The following is a 16,162-nucleotide window of genomic DNA, read 5'->3' on the forward strand; positions in this document are numbered from 1 at the left end:
GACGAGGACAACATGAGCGACACAACGATCCTGCAAAATAGTACCCATGTCATTAAACCTAAAAAATCGGTTGCGCTGTCAGGCGTTGCCGCCGGAAATACTGCGCTGTGTACCGTAGGCAAAAGCGGTAACGACCTGCACTATCGCGGCTACGATATTCTCGACCTGGCGCAGCAGTGCGAATTTGAAGAAGTCGCGCATCTGCTGATCCACGGGAAATTACCCACCCGCGATGAACTCACCGCCTATAAAAGCAAACTCAAAGCGCTGCGCGGACTGCCCGCTAACGTACGCACCGTGCTGGAAGCGCTGCCTGCTGCCTCGCATCCGATGGATGTGATGCGCACCGGCGTCTCCGCGCTGGGCTGTACGCTGCCGGAAAAAGAAGGTCATACCGTCTCTGGCGCGCGCGATATTGCCGACAAGCTACTGGCATCGCTCAGTTCAATCCTTTTGTACTGGTATCACTACAGCCATAACGGCGAGCGTATTCAGCCGGAAACTGACGATGATTCCATTGGCGGTCACTTCCTGCACCTGCTGCATGGCGAAAAGCCTTCGCGAAGCTGGGAAAAAGCGATGCATATTTCGCTGGTGCTGTACGCCGAGCACGAATTTAACGCCTCCACCTTTACCAGCCGCGTGATTGCCGGGACCGGCTCCGATATGTATTCCGCGATTATCGGCGCGATTGGCGCACTGCGTGGACCGAAACACGGCGGGGCGAATGAAGTGTCGCTGGAGATCCAACAGCGCTACGAAACGCCGGACGAAGCCGAAGCGGATATCCGTAAACGCGTGGAAAACAAAGAAGTGGTGATTGGCTTTGGTCATCCGGTTTACACCATCGCCGACCCGCGCCATCAGGTGATCAAGCGCGTGGCGAAACAGCTTTCTCAGGAAGGTGGTTCGCTGAAAATGTACAACATCGCTGACCGTCTGGAAGACGTAATGTGGGAAACGAAAAAGATGTTCCCCAACCTCGACTGGTTCTCGGCGGTCTCTTACAACATGATGGGCGTTCCCACCGAAATGTTCACCCCGCTGTTTGTTATCGCCCGCGTCACCGGCTGGGCGGCGCACATCATCGAACAGCGCCAGGACAATAAAATTATCCGTCCTTCCGCCAACTATACCGGCCCGGAAGATCGCGAATTTGTCCCGATTGAAAAACGTTGCTAATTCAAAACCTCATACCCTAAATAATTCGAGTTGCATGAAGGCGGCAAGTGAGTGAATCCCCAGGAGCATAGCGAACTATGTGACTGGGGGGAGCGAGCGTAGCCAACGCGCATGCAGCATGAAGTATGACGGGTATAAAGATAAAAAACAGGAAATGTACCCTATGTCCGCACATATTTTGAACGTCCGCCCCGAATTTGACCGTGAAATCGTTGATATCGTTGATTACGTCATGAACTACGAGATCACCTCGAAGGTGGCGTATGACACTGCGCATTATTGCCTGCTTGATACCTTAGGCTGCGGCCTGGAAGCGCTGGAATATCCGGCCTGTAAAAAACTGCTGGGGCCGGTCGTCCCAGGTACAGTGGTACCGAACGGCGTGCGCGTACCTGGCACCCAGTTCCAGCTCGACCCGGTGCAGGCGGCGTTTAACATCGGTGCGATGATCCGCTGGCTGGACTTCAACGATACCTGGCTTGCCGCTGAGTGGGGTCATCCTTCTGATAACCTCGGCGGTATTTTGGCCACGGCTGACTGGCTGTCGCGTAATGCGGTGGCGGTGGGGAAAGCGCCGTTGACCATGAAAACGGTGCTGACCGGGATGATCAAAGCTCATGAGATTCAGGGCTGTATCGCGCTGGAAAACTCGTTTAACCGTGTTGGTCTCGATCACGTCCTGCTGGTAAAAGTGGCCTCCACGGCGGTGGTCGCTGAGATGCTTGGCCTGAACCGGGATGAAATTCTCAACGCCGTATCGCTGGCGTGGGTCGACGGCCAGTCGCTGCGTACTTATCGCCATGCGCCAAATACCGGCACGCGTAAATCCTGGGCCGCAGGCGATGCGACCTCGCGCGCGGTACGTCTGGCATTGATGGCTAAAACCGGTGAGATGGGGTATCCGTCTGCGCTGACGGCGAAAACCTGGGGCTTCTATGACGTCTCTTTCAAAGGCGAATCTTTCCGCTTCCAGCGCCCGTACGGCTCTTATGTGATGGAAAACGTGCTGTTTAAAATCTCCTTCCCGGCCGAGTTCCACTCGCAGACCGCGGTAGAAGCGGCCATGACGCTGTACGAGCAGTTACAGGCCGCAGGTAAGACCGCTGCCGATATCGAAAAAGTGACCATTCGTACGCACGAAGCCTGTATCCGCATCATCGATAAAAAAGGCCCGCTGAATAACCCGGCGGACAGGGATCACTGTATCCAGTATATGGTGGCTATTCCGCTGCTGTTCGGGCGCTTAACGGCGGCAGATTACGAAGACGGCGTGGCGCAGGACAAACGCATTGATGCACTGCGCGAGAAGATCAACTGCTTCGAAGATCCGGCCTTTACCGCCGATTACCACGACCCTGAAAAACGCGCCATCGCCAACGCCATCACTCTGGAATTCACCGACGGCTCACGCTTTGAAGAAGTGGTAGTGGAATACCCAATCGGCCATGCGCGTCGTCGTACTGACGGCATGCCGAAGCTGGTCGAGAAGTTCAAAATCAACCTGGCGCGTCAGTTCCCGACCCGTCAGCAGCAGCGCATCCTGGATGTCTCCCTGGACAGAACTCGCCTGGAGCAGATGCCGGTCAATGAGTATATGGATCTCTTCATTATTTAAACCAGCGTGCAGCAAGGCGTAAGTTCAACAGGAGAGCATTATGTCTTATAGCGAGTTTTATCAACGTTCCATAACGCAACCTGAGTCGTTCTGGGCCGAGCAGGCCCAGCGTATTGACTGGCAGCAGCCGTATACGCAGGTACTGGACCACAGCAACCCGCCGTTTGCCCGCTGGTTTTGCGGCGGCACGACCAATCTGTGCCATAACGCCATCGACCGCTGGCTGGAGAAACAGCCTGACGCGCTGGCGCTGATTGCTGTGTCATCAGAAACTGAAGAAGAACGCACGTTTACCTTTCGTCAGCTGTATGACGAAGTGAACGTCGCGGCGGCGATGCTATTGTCGCTGGGCGTACAGCGTGGCGATCGGGTGCTGGTGTATATGCCGATGATCGCCGAAGCGCACATTACGCTGCTGGCCTGCGCACGCATTGGGGCAATTCATTCGGTGGTGTTCGGTGGTTTCGCCTCGCACAGCGTGGCGGCGCGCATCGACGACGCCAGACCGGTGGTTATCGTCTCGGCGGATGCCGGGGCGCGCGGGGGCAAGATCCTGCCGTATAAAAAGCTGCTCGATGATGCGATCGAACAGGCGCAGCACCGACCGCGTCATGTGGTGCTGGTCGATCGCGGTCTGGCGAAAATGGCGCGGGTCGAGGGACGTGACCTCGACTTTGCCGCCCTGCGCCAACAGCATCTCGGCGCGCGGGTACCAGTTGTCTGGCTGGAATCAAACGAAACATCCTGCATTCTCTATACCTCCGGGACAACCGGTAAACCGAAAGGCGTCCAGCGCGACGTTGGCGGCTATGCGGTCGCGCTGGCGACCTCGATGGACACCATTTTCGGCGGTAAAGCGGGCGGCGTGTTCTTCTGCGCGTCGGATATCGGCTGGGTAGTTGGGCATTCGTATATCGTGTATGCCCCGCTGCTGGCGGGGATGGCGACGGTGGTTTACGAAGGTCTGCCAACGTATCCGGACTGTGGTGTATGGTGGAAAATTGTTGAGAAGTATCAGGTCTGCCGGATGTTCTCCGCCCCGACCGCCATCCGCGTGCTGAAGAAATTCCCGACCGCGCAAATCCGTAATCACGATCTCTCCTCGCTGGAGGTGTTGTATCTGGCGGGGGAACCGCTGGACGAACCAACCGCCAGTTGGGTAACAGAAACGCTGGGCGTCCCGGTTATCGATAACTACTGGCAGACCGAATCCGGCTGGCCGATTATGGCAATTGCCCGCGGGCTGGACGACAGGCCGTCGCGTCTGGGCAGTCCCGGCGTGCCGATGTACGGCTACAACGTACAACTGCTCAATGAGGTGACCGGTGAACCTTGTGCGGCGAATGAGAAGGGCATGCTGGTGATTGAAGGGCCGCTGCCGCCGGGCTGTATCCAGACTATCTGGGGGGATGACGCGCGGTTTGTGAATACCTACTGGTCGCTGTTTTCTCGCCAGGTGTACGCCACCTTTGACTGGGGCATTCGTGACGCTGACGGCTATTACTTCATTCTGGGGCGTACGGATGACGTGATAAACGTGGCAGGGCACCGGTTGGGGACGCGCGAGATCGAGGAGAGTATTTCCAGCTATCCGAACGTTGCGGAAGTGGCGGTAGTCGGCGTGAAGGACGCGCTGAAGGGGCAGGTAGCGGTCGCGTTTGTTATTCCGAAACAGAGCGACAGCCTTGAAGATCGCGACATCGCACATTCGGAAGAGAAGGCGATTATGGCGCTGGTGGACAGCCAGATTGGCAACTTTGGCCGTCCGGCACACGTCTGGTTTGTGTCGCAGTTGCCGAAAACACGTTCCGGTAAAATGCTCAGACGGACGATCCAGGCGATCTGCGAAGGCCGCGATCCCGGCGATCTGACGACCATTGACGATCCCGCGTCGTTACAGCAAATCCGTCAGGCGATCGAAGAGTAACATCGCGTGATGCCCGGTGGCGGAATGCTTACCGGGCCTACGTTCTAATCCACTTTCTTATACGGCCCGTGATAGTAATCAAACGGCGCATAAACCGTATCGGCCACGAACGATAACGGCACATCAACAAACAACAGCGCTAAATCGAAATAGTTATAATCGTAAGCGCCTGGGTTTTTTAGTTTATCAATATCATGATGCATACCCACGTAATAGGTATCTGAATTCTCGCCTGCCGTGCGTGCATCAATGCTGCCACATCCTGAAAGTAGTGCGCTGATAAAGAGCGCCGTTACCGCAATTGTCTTTCTGCTCATGCTATGACCTGGCTTCTCACCCCGTTTTACCATAACGGTAAAAAAGCGGTTTGTTGCCCGCAGAACTTAAACCTCCAGGTCAGGATGGTCGTGTGAAGATGACGCGTTGTAGGCCGGATAAACCACGTGAGTGGTGCATCCGGCAAAGATGCTTTTACAGCGCGACGCTTTCGCGACGACGCAGCAGGGAAAACGGCCCCGGTCCACTTAGGGTAAATACGGAAATCAACGTGAAGCTCAGCGCAATAATCCCCAGCACCAGATAAGCTCCCTGGAAACCAATACTTTCATACATTTTTCCGGCCAGAACTGACATGAAAATCATTGCTAACTGTTTGAAGAAGCAGAAACACACCAGATAAATCGTCGCCGAGAAACGCACTTCAAACTGACTGGTGATGTATTTGAAGCAACCGACGATCAGGAACGGTATCTCAAACATATGTAACGTTTTGAGAATAACGACTTCCAGCGCAGTGGTGGCGAATGAGGAGCCAATAATCCTTACCGACATGATCGTACCAGCCAGCAGCAGGGCGTTCTTGCCGCCGATGCGATTCACAATCAGCGGCGCAAAGAACATGATTGAGGCGTTGAGTAATTCTCCCATTGTCGTGACGTAGCCAAACACGCGGGTGCCCTGTTCGCCGGTGGCAAAGAACGAGGTAAAGAAGTTGGCGAACTGCTGGTCAAACACATCGTAAGTACAGGAAACGCCAACTACGTACAGGGAAAGGAACCAAAGTTTTGGTTGTTTAAATAACTCCAGCGCCAGCTTCAGGCTGAATGCCGAGTTATTGGCGCCTACCGCATCCGCGACTTTTGCAGAAGAGGGGACATCTGTTTTTGAAAATAACAGCAGCAATGCCAAAATGACCGCGCATCCGGAGCCTAACCAAAAGACAAATTGGTTATTGATGGTGAACATAATGCCGGCAATCGAGGCGCACAGCGCCCAGCCTACGCAACCAAACATGCGCGCGCGACCAAATTCAAAGTTGCTTCGGCGGCTGGCTTTTTCAATATAGGCTTCAATCGCCGGAGCGCCGGCATTGTAAATAAAGCCAAGGTAAATCCCACCGACAATTGAACCCAGTAAAATATTAACTTGTAATAACGGACCAAAAACGTAAATAAAGAACGGGGCAAACATTACCAGCATGCCGGTAATTACCCACAGCAGATGTTTACGCAGGCCAAGCTTGTCGGATAGTAGTCCGAAAATTGGCTGGAATAACAAAGAAAACAGTGAGATACAGGCGAAGATGATGCCGGTATCGCCTTTGCTTATATGGTTTACCTCGTGTAACCAGATAGGGAAGAAGGGGAAATACGCGCCCATAATAAAAAAGTAAAAGAAGAAGAAAAAGCCGAACATCCAAAAGTTAGTGTTTTTTAAATAATACATAACAGACTTCCTATAAATGCGGGCAGGTTTGGGCCTGCCCAACTTATATTATTATTTTTGGCCCCAGACGAACTGGAAGTGGTAGCGTCCGGCGCTCAGCAGAAATTCCGGCGACACGGAAGGGCTCCACGAATCATCGCCGCCAACGCCCATATGGAAGCCATCAATATTGAGCCAGGTGCCCGCCTCAGGTTGCAGCAAATGGCGGTGGCTGGTTGCCATCAGTTGCTGCTGGCTAAAGCGGCTGATGTTGAACAGGAAGTCCCCACGCCACTGGTGCGCGCCGTAGTGCAGTTCGCGCGTGCCGCAGCGCAGACCGTTTTCACTTGGGAAAACATACGGGGTGTACATCTCATCAAGCGACAGATCCCAGCGATCAAAACAGGCGGCGCCCAGACGGTCCGGGTAGTTCTCATGTGGACCGAGACCTAACCAGTTCACTCGCTCTGCGATCTGCACTAACTGGCAGCTCAGGCCGATGCGGGCCGGATGCGGCGTATCGCTGGCAACGTCGACATCCACCGTTATCTGCATTTCACCCTTGCCGTCAATGCGGTAGCTTTTTCGGCTAATGAACAGCGTTTCGCCCTGATACTGCCACGCATGTTCAGTGGTGATCAGTACCGCATCGCTCAGCGTATTGGCAGCACAGTGCAGTAACGTTGCTTCAGCCTGATAGTGACCGGCGGCCTTCCAGCGTTCGACCCAGGCGTTAGGGTCGATGCGGGTTGACTCGCTCACGCCGATGTCGTTGTCCAGCGGGGCGCGGGTGAACTGGTCAGTAAGCGGAGTCAACAGTTGGGCTGAATCGCCAATCCAGTACTGTGTCAGCAGGCCAGACTGACGGTCGAATTGCCAGCGCTTGTTGTCGTTCTCAACGGTAAAGACGTTTTCGCTCACATTGAGCTGTGGCGCGGTGTGGGCAGACGGCAGTTGCGTCAGGCTGAGCTTCTCTTGAAGCTTCCATTGCTGCCAGGCGCTGATGTGTCCGGCGTCTGACCACGCGGTTGCCTGAGGTTGTTCTACGCGTATCGTCAGCCACAGCTGACCTGCGGTTTCCGGCATCGGGACATCTGGCAGGGTAATCACCTGGCGACCCTGTGGAGCGATATCCAGAACGATTTCTCCGGCGGCCAGCGGGTTGCCGTCCTGGGCAATAGACCAGTGCAGAACTTCGTTATCGCTGCGGCGGAACAGGTATTCGCTGGTCACTTCAATCTGGCGTTCAGCGCCCGGCAGTAACGTGAACTGGAAAAACTGCTGTTCATGTTTGGCCTCGTATAACGCCGGGTGTGGGGTGCGATCGGCGAACACCAGCCCGTTCATGCAAAACTGACGATCGTTAGGTGTGTCGCCAAAATCGCCACCGTAGGCTGACCATGCTTTGCCGTTCTCATCATATTTGGTCAGCGACTGATCCACCCAGTCCCAGACAAATCCGCCCTGCAGGCGCGGATACTGACGGAATGCTTGCCAGTATTTGGCAAAGCCACCGAAACTGTTGCCCATGGCGTGGGCATATTCACAAAGGATCAGCGGACGCTGCTCGCCGGGCATCGACAGCCACTTTTTAATCGACCATTTGGGGACGGCGGGGAAGGGCTGATCTTGATCGACGCGGGCGTACATCGGGCAAATAATATCGGTCGCTGCGGTATTTGCGCCGCCGCCTTCATATTGTACCGGGCGTGACGGGTCTTCTGATTTTATCCAGCGGTAGAGCGCGTCGTGATTGACGCCATGGCCGGATTCATTGCCCAGAGACCAGATAATAATGCTCGGATGGTTGCGATCGCGCTGCACCATGCGCGTGACGCGCTGGCTCATGGCAGGCAACCATGCGGGATCGTCGGTGAGGCGATTCATCGGCACCATGCCGTGGGTTTCAATGTTGGCTTCGTCGACGACATACAAGCCGTAGCGATCGCACAGGGTGTACCACAGCGGGTGATTTGGGTAATGGGAGCAGCGCACGGCGTTGAAGTTATTCTGCTTCATCAGGATGATGTCTTGCACCATCGTCGCCTCATCCATCACCTGACCGTTGATCGGATGGTGCTCATGGCGGTTGGTACCGCGAATCAACAGCGGCTTACCATTGAGTAACAGCAGTCCGTTTTCAATGCAAACCTGACGAAAGCCGACGTCACAGGCTTCGGCTTCGAGAAGCGTACCGTCTGCGGTCTGTAACTGCACCACGGCGCGGTACAGGTTGGGGGCTTCCGCACTCCACAGCGCCGGATTTTCGACATTCAGACGCAGGGTTACCCGGTCATGATAAGCGCCGCGTTCATCAATAATCTCGCTGCCGAGCGGGGAATTCGTTTCGGCTGTGAGCGTTTCTCCCTCCCACAATTGCAGGGCTACGCGTAAATCTTCGCTCTCGTTGCCCGCTACTCTGACTTCCACTGCCAGCATGGCGCGGCTGAAGTCGTCGTTAAACCGGGTATTAATGCGCAGGTCGCGAATTTGCGTTGTGGGCTTATGCAGCAAAGATACGTCGCGAAAAATACCGCTCATGCGCCACATATCCTGGTCTTCCAGATAGCTGCCATCGCTCCAGCGCAGCACCATCACCGCCAGACGGTTTTCGCCGTGCTGCAGATAATCGCTAAGATCGAATTCAGATGGCAGGCGGCTGTCCTGTCCGTAGCCGACCCAGCGGCCGTTGCACCACAAATGAAATGCGGAGTTCACGCCGTCAAAAATAATGCGCGTCTGACCCTCATCTAACCAGGTATCGTCAATATGAAATGTGAGCGAGTAACATCCCGTCGGGTTCTGTGCCGGAACGTACGGAGGGTTAACCGGGATTGGGTAGGTGACGTTGGTATAAATTGGCGCATCGTAACCGTCCATCTGCCAGTTCGAGGGGACGTTGATAGTATCAGCTTGTGGCAGATCGCTTGTCAGCCAGCTTTCCGGCACAGCCTCCGGCGCGGCAAACCAGGCAAATTGCCACTGGCCATTCAGCGAGCGTAACTGACTCGAACGCTGATTAGTACGTGCGTCATCTGCTGAACGCCAGCTACAGAACGGTGGATGCGCCTCCAGGCGGTTGAGCTGCGTGACGCCGGGATTTTCCCAGTCACGGCGGGCCAGAACAGCGGAGAGTGAATCTGTGTTCAGGTTCATAACGGTATCCTGTTTGAATTTGTTATTCGCTCACAATTTCAATCAAAATACGGATAAGCGATCCCAACTGTAAAGGCTGGGGCGTTCAATGAGTGAACTCACTCACACAATTGTTGTGCGTTCACAATTTGGGGGCGAGCTGAGAAGCTTGCCGCGCGAGCTGGATCAATGAATCGGCCAGCGCCTGGGGAGAGATAGTTTGCGTATTGGGTGGCAGAACCGTTTTGCGCTTAACCAGGGTGACGGGCAGCAGTTGGTTGCCCACGGTTGATTCGCCACGGGGAAGTTGCAGCAGCCTGTCGACGCTGGTTTCACCCAATAACGGAAAATCCTGCCTGATGGTGGTCAGCGGTGGAATGTAGCAGGCGCTGTCTTCGGTATCATCGTAGCCAATCACCGAGATATCTACCGCCACCCGCAGACCGAACTCGCTGATTGCGCGCATCGCGCCCAGCGCCATTTGATCGTTAGCGACCAGCATGGCGGTAGGGAGGTTACCGTTATTCAGCATATGCATCGTTTGCTGAAAACCAGACATCGCGCTCCAGTCGCCTTCCAGCTCCACAACGGGTTGTAGCTGGTAATGTGCCAGATACTTGTGCCAGCCCGAACGGCGAAGCCTTGCCGAAACGGAAGTGTGTGGTCCGCTCAGCAGGGCGATACGCTGATGTCCGTACTGCACCAGATGTTCAACGCCGAGGCGCGCGCCGTCGTCATGCGAGAAAATCACGCTGTTAATTGGCGTCAGGTCAGAGACATCGAGAAACAGCACCGGCACCGTACCGCAGGCGGCGGCCACGGCAATGGCGTCTTCTTCATCCAGTGGATAGTTGATGATAAGCCCGGTTACGCGCTGAGAAAGCAGGTTGTGGACCGCGGCTTTACATGCCTCAACGCCGCTGCGCTCGACCATGGCGATCACCACGCTGGCACCGGACTGGTCGGCACGGGATTTTATGGCGGCAACGATTTGTGAGGGGGCATGCAGGGCAAGGTTCGCCGTCACAACGCCAATCAGCGGCGTCTGTTTGCCAGCCAGCTGCTGTGCGACGCGGTTAGGGATGTAATTGAGTTCCGCCATCGCGGCCTCAACTTTTTGTCGGGTTTTTGCGGAAACGTGGCTGGCCTGATTAACGACGCGCGAGACGGTCTGGTAAGAGACACCTGCATGGTCTGCCACATCGTATAGCGTTACCGGTTTCACGTTTATCACCCCTGTCATGACGTTATCTGCGCGCTATGATGCCACAGCGGGACGGTTTTGGGGGATTTACGCATAGGTTCTGCGAGGCGCATTCCAGGGTTGCGGATCGTGTGCTGGAGCATTTATCGTCGTTCTTCTTAACAGAAGAAAAAAGTGAGGACATTGTGAGCGACTCTGCGGCAAATAATATTCTGTCCATCTACCGACGTCATGCGGATGCCTTTGCCAGCCAGCGCTCGCGCACCTTGTTCGAGAAAAGCTGGCTCGATAAATTCATTTCCGTGATGGGCGGGCAGGGCAGCATTGTGGATATTGGCTGCGGCAACGGTCAGCCGATTGCCGGTTATTTTATCCAGCAAGGTTTTCAGCTTACCGGCGTTGATGGTTCCCCGGCGATGCTGGCGCGGGCCCGAAACACTTTTCCCGCACAGCGCTGGCTGGAGCAGGATATGCGCGAACTGGCACTCAATGAGACTTTCGATGGTCTGATCGCCTGGGACAGTTTTTTCCATTTAACTCAGCAGGACCAGCAAAAGATGTTCCCGATTTTTGACCGCCTCAGCCATCCCGGCAGCGCGCTGATGTTTACCAGCGGTACGGACAATGGCATCGCGATGGGGCAATTTGAGGGTGAGCCGCTGTTTCACGCCAGCCTCGCGCCGGACGAATACCGCGCATTGCTGTCAGCGCATGGTTTTGCGGTAGTCGAGATGGTGATGGAAGATCCGCACTGCGCCGGGCACACTGTCTGGCTGGCGCAAAAAAGAGGCTAATCGCCGCGAAAGGTTTTACGCCATTCAGCCGGGCTAACACCAAAGTGGGATTTAAAATGCTGACGCCAGGTGACAGGCGACTGAAAACCAACCTGTTCTGCAATGCGTTCAACGGGTAACTGGCTGGACTCCAGCAACGTCTGGCTACGGCGCAGGCGCTCGGCAATCAACCATTCGGCTACGCTTGACCCGGTGGCCTTCATAAAATGACGAGTGAGGGTACGACGGCTCATCATCACTCGCTGCGCCAGCTCGTCGAGATTATGCGGTTCGTGGAGATGCTGGCGCAAATAGTCGAGCAGGGCGTTGATGCGCTGATCCTGGGTATTTTTCGCTACCGGTTGTTCGATAAACTGTGCCTGGCCGCCCTCGCGATGTGGCGGCACAATCATCCGTCGGGCAATCTGATTCGCCACCGTGCTGCCAAAACGCTGGCGGATGACGTACAGGCAGCAATCCAGCGCGGCTGCGGTCCCTGCCGAGGTAATAATACCGTCGTCATCCACGTATAGCGCGTTGATATCCAGACGGGCCGCCGGAAAGCGCGCCTGAAAATCCTGCTCGAACTCCCAGTGCGTAGCTGCCCGTTTGTCATCCAGCAGACCGGCATAGCCGAGAACAAACGCGCCCAGACATAACCCAACAATTTGCGCGCCGTTTTGTCGTGCGCGGTTGAGCGCATCAAGCAGTCTTTGTGGTGGTCGATGTGCCGTGGTGCCCCACCAGGGGATCACTACAATGTCGGCGGCCTCCACTGCTTCATAGCCGTAGGCTGCGGTAATGGCGAAGCCATCCTGCGAGGAAACTATGCCCGGCTGTTCGGCGCACAGTTGTACCTCAAAGCGCTTTTTCGACGCCACTTTGTCACTGAAAATAATGCACGGCACTGAGAAGTGAAACGGGCTGAAATCTTCCACGGCGACAATGGCGACGTTAAGCGGTTGCATACGATTCCTCTGTGGAGTTTAAAACGTCAGGGTTTCGCCATCTTCCGGCACGTTAATGAATTGCGCAATCTGGTTGTCGCGGGCGTACTCTTTCAAGGCCGCTCGGGTCAGCAGACAGTGGTTAATCGCCTCCATGTGGGTCGCCACAATTTGTGCCTCAGGTAGTACGAAGTGGGTTTTTAGCACATCTTCCGCGCCCATGATAATTGGGCCAAACCCGATAACGTGGGCAAAGCCTGCGTTCAGAATGACCACGCCTGGTTGAAAAGTCCGCATGTTGGTTTCCACCTCGTCGCGCCAAATGGTGTCCCCGACCAGATACAGCGTTTTTTCCGCCGGATGCTGGAAGATAACCCCGCAGGCATCACCCAGACGCTCAGCCATTTGCGGGATGGCGTAAGCGCGATCCGAACCGTGCTGGCCGCCGGTTTTACGCAGGGTGATATCACCAAGCGCGGTGTTTTGCGTCAGTACGGTCAGTTGCGTGAAACCTTGTTCCCGCAGTACCTGCGCATCGCGATCGTTTTGCACATAAATCGGTTTGTCTTTCGGCACGACACGAGCCGCTGCTTCATCCCAGTGGTCTTCATGCAGATGGGTCACGATCAGCGCATCAACGTTGAGCAGCCTGTCGATATCGACAGGCAGATCAACGGTCGGGTTGCGGATCTCGGCGCGAGCCGTTCCGGCAAAGCCCGGATAAGTACCTTTATCCGCTAGCATCGGATCAATCAGAAAAGTTTTACCGCCAAAGGTGATGTGCTGCGTGGCGTTACGGATTTGCGTGATGTTCATGATGTTTGCTCCACGTGTTGGATCAGTGGTGTCATCGTAGAGTGTTGTCCAGAAGATGAATGTGGGCAAATGGGCGACTAGCGATGGGATTGGGCCAATAACAGATTACATATATCAATTATGTAATTAAAGTAATTTAATATTTCCTTTGTGACTCGTTATTTAATTTGCTGCCATTATATCGAAATGAATAAGAGTGCTGTTACTTAAATACGGAAAAATTTATTAAATACGAAGCGGTGCCAGAAAACATTATTGATATATGTAATGCATAGTGACCAATAAAACAGATCGCGAACCATGAAATAAGAATGCTATCATTCACATCAGACGCGGCAGGCAACTGCTGGCACACGCATATCCCCCCGGAGCAACTGATGAACAACGACATTCCGCTTAAATATTATGATATCGCCGACGAGTACGCGACCGAGGCCGCAAAGCCGGTGAGCGACACAGAACGTGACGCGCTGGCGCACTACTTCCAGCTGTTGATTACCCGTTTGATGAACAACGAAGAGATCAGCGAAGAAGCGCAGCAGGAGATGGCAACCGTGGCCGGTGTCGACGCTCAGCGTATCGATGATATCGCGGAGTTCCTCAATCGTTGGGGTAACGAGTAGCCAAAGGTATGGCCTGTGTTTTACACTGCGCGCAAATTGAGTAGGTATACTCTACGAGTAATAGGTTTAATCAGGCGGAAACAGCAATGAACGGAACAATCACAACGTGGTTTAAAGATAAAGGCTTTGGATTTATCAAAGATGAAAACGGCGACAATCGCTATTTTCATGTGATTAAGGTTGCTAATCCTGAGCTGATCAAGAAAGACGCGGCGGTGACTTTTGAGCCCACCACCAATAACAAAGGCTTGTCTGCCTACGCGGTAAAAGTCATACCAGACAGCAAGTACATCTATATCGCAGGCGAGCGTCTGAAGCTCACCTCGATCAAGTCATTTCTGGTCTACAGCGAAGAAGTCCCTGCCGAGACCCGTATCGACAAAGAAAATGCAGTGCTGTCTGTCGGCGTGCTGATGAACAGCATCCGACCAAAATCAGACGTCAAGCCTGGCGAGATGCGCACGCTGAAAAAGCTGGCCATCACCACCTTCCAGGGTACGACGCTGATCTTCTCGGAAGATGAAATCGACATCGACGAGACGGTGAAACTGCTTAAGGTCTGAAGCCCATTCAGAGTGAATGAATGCCGAAACACTGCTCTTTTCAGAGCGGGTTTCGGTTTAGTATTGTGTGAATGGGTTGAAATAAGAATAGCTTTCTTTGACAACCCTAATCACACTTGCAGCAGCATAAGAATGCTTTTGATTATATTGAATTGTTTTGTAAGCATTCCAGATGATACAGTTATCCCGAAAGTGACTAAACCGAGGTCTGATGCTTACCTCATTATGAGGACATAAATGTCTGTCGGAATTGATCACTTCGTAATGAGTTTATATGAATTTTTCGGGCGAAAGATGAAAATATATAAAATAGTGATCATTATAGCGGGTTTGTTTGTTTTGCAGGGTTGTGATAGTCAGGAAACGAAAGTTAAAAAATTACTAAAGTGTGGTTTGGCAGTTAATGAGATAGGTAATTCCCTGGCACAAGAAAATTACGAAAAAAACGGTGTCACGGCTATATTTGGCCGCTCACCACCGCATATTAGCTCTTATGACATGATGAGAATAGGTCAGGATGCCAGAGATGAGTTATGGATGAATGGCCGAAACCGTAGAGGAGAGGCCCAAAGAATAATTGAAGAGTATGAAGAGAGCTACTGTGTTGACATACACCAGGTTCCGGATGATGAAAATATTAAAAAATTAAAATTGATGTTGCGATTATGAAAAGCAGAAGGAGAGACTATTGACGCCACTCTTTATTGATATGGCCCTGGCCTCTTTACAAGAGACCAGGTTCAGCATCTGGCTACTTAAGCTTGCCTCGTAATCCTTCATAGACATCCAGTGCTTTCTGCACATTTGCCTCGTCCATCGATATCTCTGAGAAGTCGATAAACCAAGTACCGGAGCTATGTTTATTAATGACAAAGAGCTTTTTGCTCTGAACAACACGATACTCAACATCGTATTCTTTGTTAAACGTTGAGCCTGTATCAGGAATGGTGAACGTTGTTGTTACACCTGAATCATTTGGATCCCATTTTAAGAAGCCAGAATAAAGTGTGATCCAGTTTTCAAGATTGCTTTTCGTGACATAGCCGAATTGGGTAACCACATTACCGCCGTTATAAATAACGATCATTGCATAATCGCCATCGTCGTCGAGGCGTAAAGTCCCATGGAAAGCATCATTATATTTAGGATCTTTTGGCAGCTGAATATCGATGCCCGTTTTGTACTGTGTCCAGGGGTAGTAAAAGGCTGGTTTGCCTGGCGTGGAGCATCCTGTTAAAAACATAATTAATAGTAAACCAAGTACTTTCTTCATTACCTATCCTATTTCTTAATTATGATGTGACCGTTGGATTTACCACGCCATCCATCAATATGTAACGTGCTTCCTGTCGCGTGTATTGATCAATTAACGGTACAAGTCGTCGGAAATGCTCACTGGCACAATGTTCATCGAGAGCCGCATGGTTTGGCCATTCTTCGATAAAAATAAAATGACCCGGATCTTTTTCATCAATATAGAGGTCGTAAGCAATACAATGCGGTTCTTTCTTCGTTGCCGATATTAGCTCACGATACAACGGGAGAACGGTTTCAATAAACTCAGGTTTGATGAAATCTTCGGCAATGACCTTTAACACGCAGCCTCCTGGCAAATAAACAATTCACACTATGTAATGTAGATATCATTTGGGCAAGACGTCACAAAGTTATAT

The 16,162-nt window shown here is 53.1% G+C and carries 15 protein-coding genes; 7 read left to right on the forward strand and 8 right to left on the reverse strand.

The features are described from left to right. Positions 1 to 12 precede the first annotated feature (12 nt). The 3 genes from prpC to prpE all read left to right on the forward strand — a co-directional run bounded on the left by prpC (position 13) and on the right by prpE (position 4,724). Positions 13 to 1,182, forward strand: coding sequence for a bifunctional 2-methylcitrate synthase/citrate synthase (gene prpC / locus G4551_RS05305; protein WP_003838667.1), 1,170 nt, complete (start codon positions 13 to 15; stop codon positions 1,180 to 1,182). A 163-nt stretch (positions 1,183 to 1,345) separates the two neighbouring features. Beyond that, complete coding sequence (locus tag G4551_RS05310) at positions 1,346 to 2,797, forward strand: bifunctional 2-methylcitrate dehydratase/aconitate hydratase (protein ID WP_003838665.1); 1,452 nt, start codon at positions 1,346 to 1,348, stop codon at positions 2,795 to 2,797. Between the two features lie 40 nt (positions 2,798 to 2,837). After that, positions 2,838 to 4,724 (forward strand): propionate--CoA ligase, encoded by a 1,887-nt coding sequence (prpE, locus tag G4551_RS05315; RefSeq protein WP_003838664.1) that lies wholly within the window; start codon positions 2,838 to 2,840, stop codon positions 4,722 to 4,724. A gap of 44 nt (positions 4,725 to 4,768) precedes the next feature. On the opposite strand, the gene G4551_RS05320 is transcribed toward prpE, so the two are convergent. From G4551_RS05320 to G4551_RS05335, 4 genes are all read right to left on the reverse strand, one after another. Continuing rightward, entirely contained in the window at positions 4,769 to 5,041 is a 273-nt protein-coding gene (locus tag G4551_RS05320; protein ID WP_003838662.1) for a YceK/YidQ family lipoprotein, read from the reverse strand. 154 nt (positions 5,042 to 5,195) lie between these two features. Beyond that, entirely contained in the window at positions 5,196 to 6,449 is a 1,254-nt protein-coding gene (locus G4551_RS05325; RefSeq protein ID WP_003838660.1) for an MFS transporter, read from the reverse strand. A 51-nt stretch (positions 6,450 to 6,500) separates the two neighbouring features. Continuing rightward, positions 6,501 to 9,584 carry a beta-galactosidase gene (locus G4551_RS05330; protein ID WP_003838658.1) on the reverse strand — a complete coding sequence of 1,028 codons (3,084 nt, stop codon included), beginning with the start codon at positions 9,582 to 9,584 and terminating at the stop codon, positions 6,501 to 6,503. Positions 9,585 to 9,705: 121 nt separating this feature from the next. After that, the gene (locus G4551_RS05335) at positions 9,706 to 10,788 is read right to left on the reverse strand and encodes a LacI family DNA-binding transcriptional regulator (RefSeq protein WP_003838656.1); all 1,083 of its coding nucleotides are present in this window, start codon (positions 10,786 to 10,788) and stop codon (positions 9,706 to 9,708) included. A 164-nt stretch (positions 10,789 to 10,952) separates the two neighbouring features. On the opposite strand from G4551_RS05335, the gene G4551_RS05340 reads away from it, so the two are divergent. Further along, complete coding sequence (locus tag G4551_RS05340; protein WP_088902679.1) at positions 10,953 to 11,561, forward strand: class I SAM-dependent DNA methyltransferase; 609 nt, start codon at positions 10,953 to 10,955, stop codon at positions 11,559 to 11,561. Here G4551_RS05340 and G4551_RS05345 read toward each other — a convergent pair. Together G4551_RS05345 and G4551_RS05350 are read right to left on the reverse strand one after the other, a co-directional pair. Continuing rightward, positions 11,558 to 12,508, reverse strand: coding sequence for a GlxA family transcriptional regulator (locus G4551_RS05345; RefSeq protein WP_003838653.1), 951 nt, complete (start codon positions 12,506 to 12,508; stop codon positions 11,558 to 11,560). The two genes, G4551_RS05340 and G4551_RS05345, sit on opposite strands and share 4 nt — an antisense overlap. Before the next feature lie 18 nt (positions 12,509 to 12,526). After that, positions 12,527 to 13,303 carry an MBL fold metallo-hydrolase gene (locus G4551_RS05350; RefSeq protein ID WP_003838652.1) on the reverse strand — a complete coding sequence of 259 codons (777 nt, stop codon included), beginning with the start codon at positions 13,301 to 13,303 and terminating at the stop codon, positions 12,527 to 12,529. A gap of 377 nt (positions 13,304 to 13,680) precedes the next feature. Here G4551_RS05350 and G4551_RS05355 point away from each other — a divergent pair, with 377 nt between their 5' ends. The 3 genes from G4551_RS05355 to G4551_RS05365 all read left to right on the forward strand — a co-directional run bounded on the left by G4551_RS05355 (position 13,681) and on the right by G4551_RS05365 (position 15,158). Next, positions 13,681 to 13,926 (forward strand): YmjA family protein, encoded by a 246-nt coding sequence (locus tag G4551_RS05355; RefSeq protein ID WP_003838650.1) that lies wholly within the window; start codon positions 13,681 to 13,683, stop codon positions 13,924 to 13,926. An 86-nt stretch (positions 13,927 to 14,012) separates the two neighbouring features. Continuing rightward, the gene (locus G4551_RS05360; RefSeq protein ID WP_003838649.1) at positions 14,013 to 14,489 is read left to right on the forward strand and encodes a cold-shock protein; all 477 of its coding nucleotides are present in this window, start codon (positions 14,013 to 14,015) and stop codon (positions 14,487 to 14,489) included. Positions 14,490 to 14,726: 237 nt separating this feature from the next. Beyond that, positions 14,727 to 15,158, forward strand: a complete 432-nt coding sequence (locus tag G4551_RS05365; protein ID WP_003838647.1) for a hypothetical protein — start codon at positions 14,727 to 14,729, stop codon at positions 15,156 to 15,158. 82 nt (positions 15,159 to 15,240) lie between these two features. Here G4551_RS05365 and G4551_RS05370 read toward each other — a convergent pair whose 3' ends face one another. Continuing rightward, positions 15,241 to 15,762 carry a hypothetical protein gene (locus G4551_RS05370; protein ID WP_003838645.1) on the reverse strand — a complete coding sequence of 174 codons (522 nt, stop codon included), beginning with the start codon at positions 15,760 to 15,762 and terminating at the stop codon, positions 15,241 to 15,243. Between the two features lie 19 nt (positions 15,763 to 15,781). Continuing rightward, positions 15,782 to 16,087 (reverse strand): putative quinol monooxygenase, encoded by a 306-nt coding sequence (locus G4551_RS05375; RefSeq protein WP_003838643.1) that lies wholly within the window; start codon positions 16,085 to 16,087, stop codon positions 15,782 to 15,784. Between the last annotated feature and the right edge of the window lie 75 nt (positions 16,088 to 16,162).

The organism is Citrobacter freundii ATCC 8090 = MTCC 1658 = NBRC 12681 (assembly GCF_011064845.1).
Classification (GTDB): Bacteria; Pseudomonadota; Gammaproteobacteria; order Enterobacterales; family Enterobacteriaceae; genus Citrobacter; species Citrobacter freundii.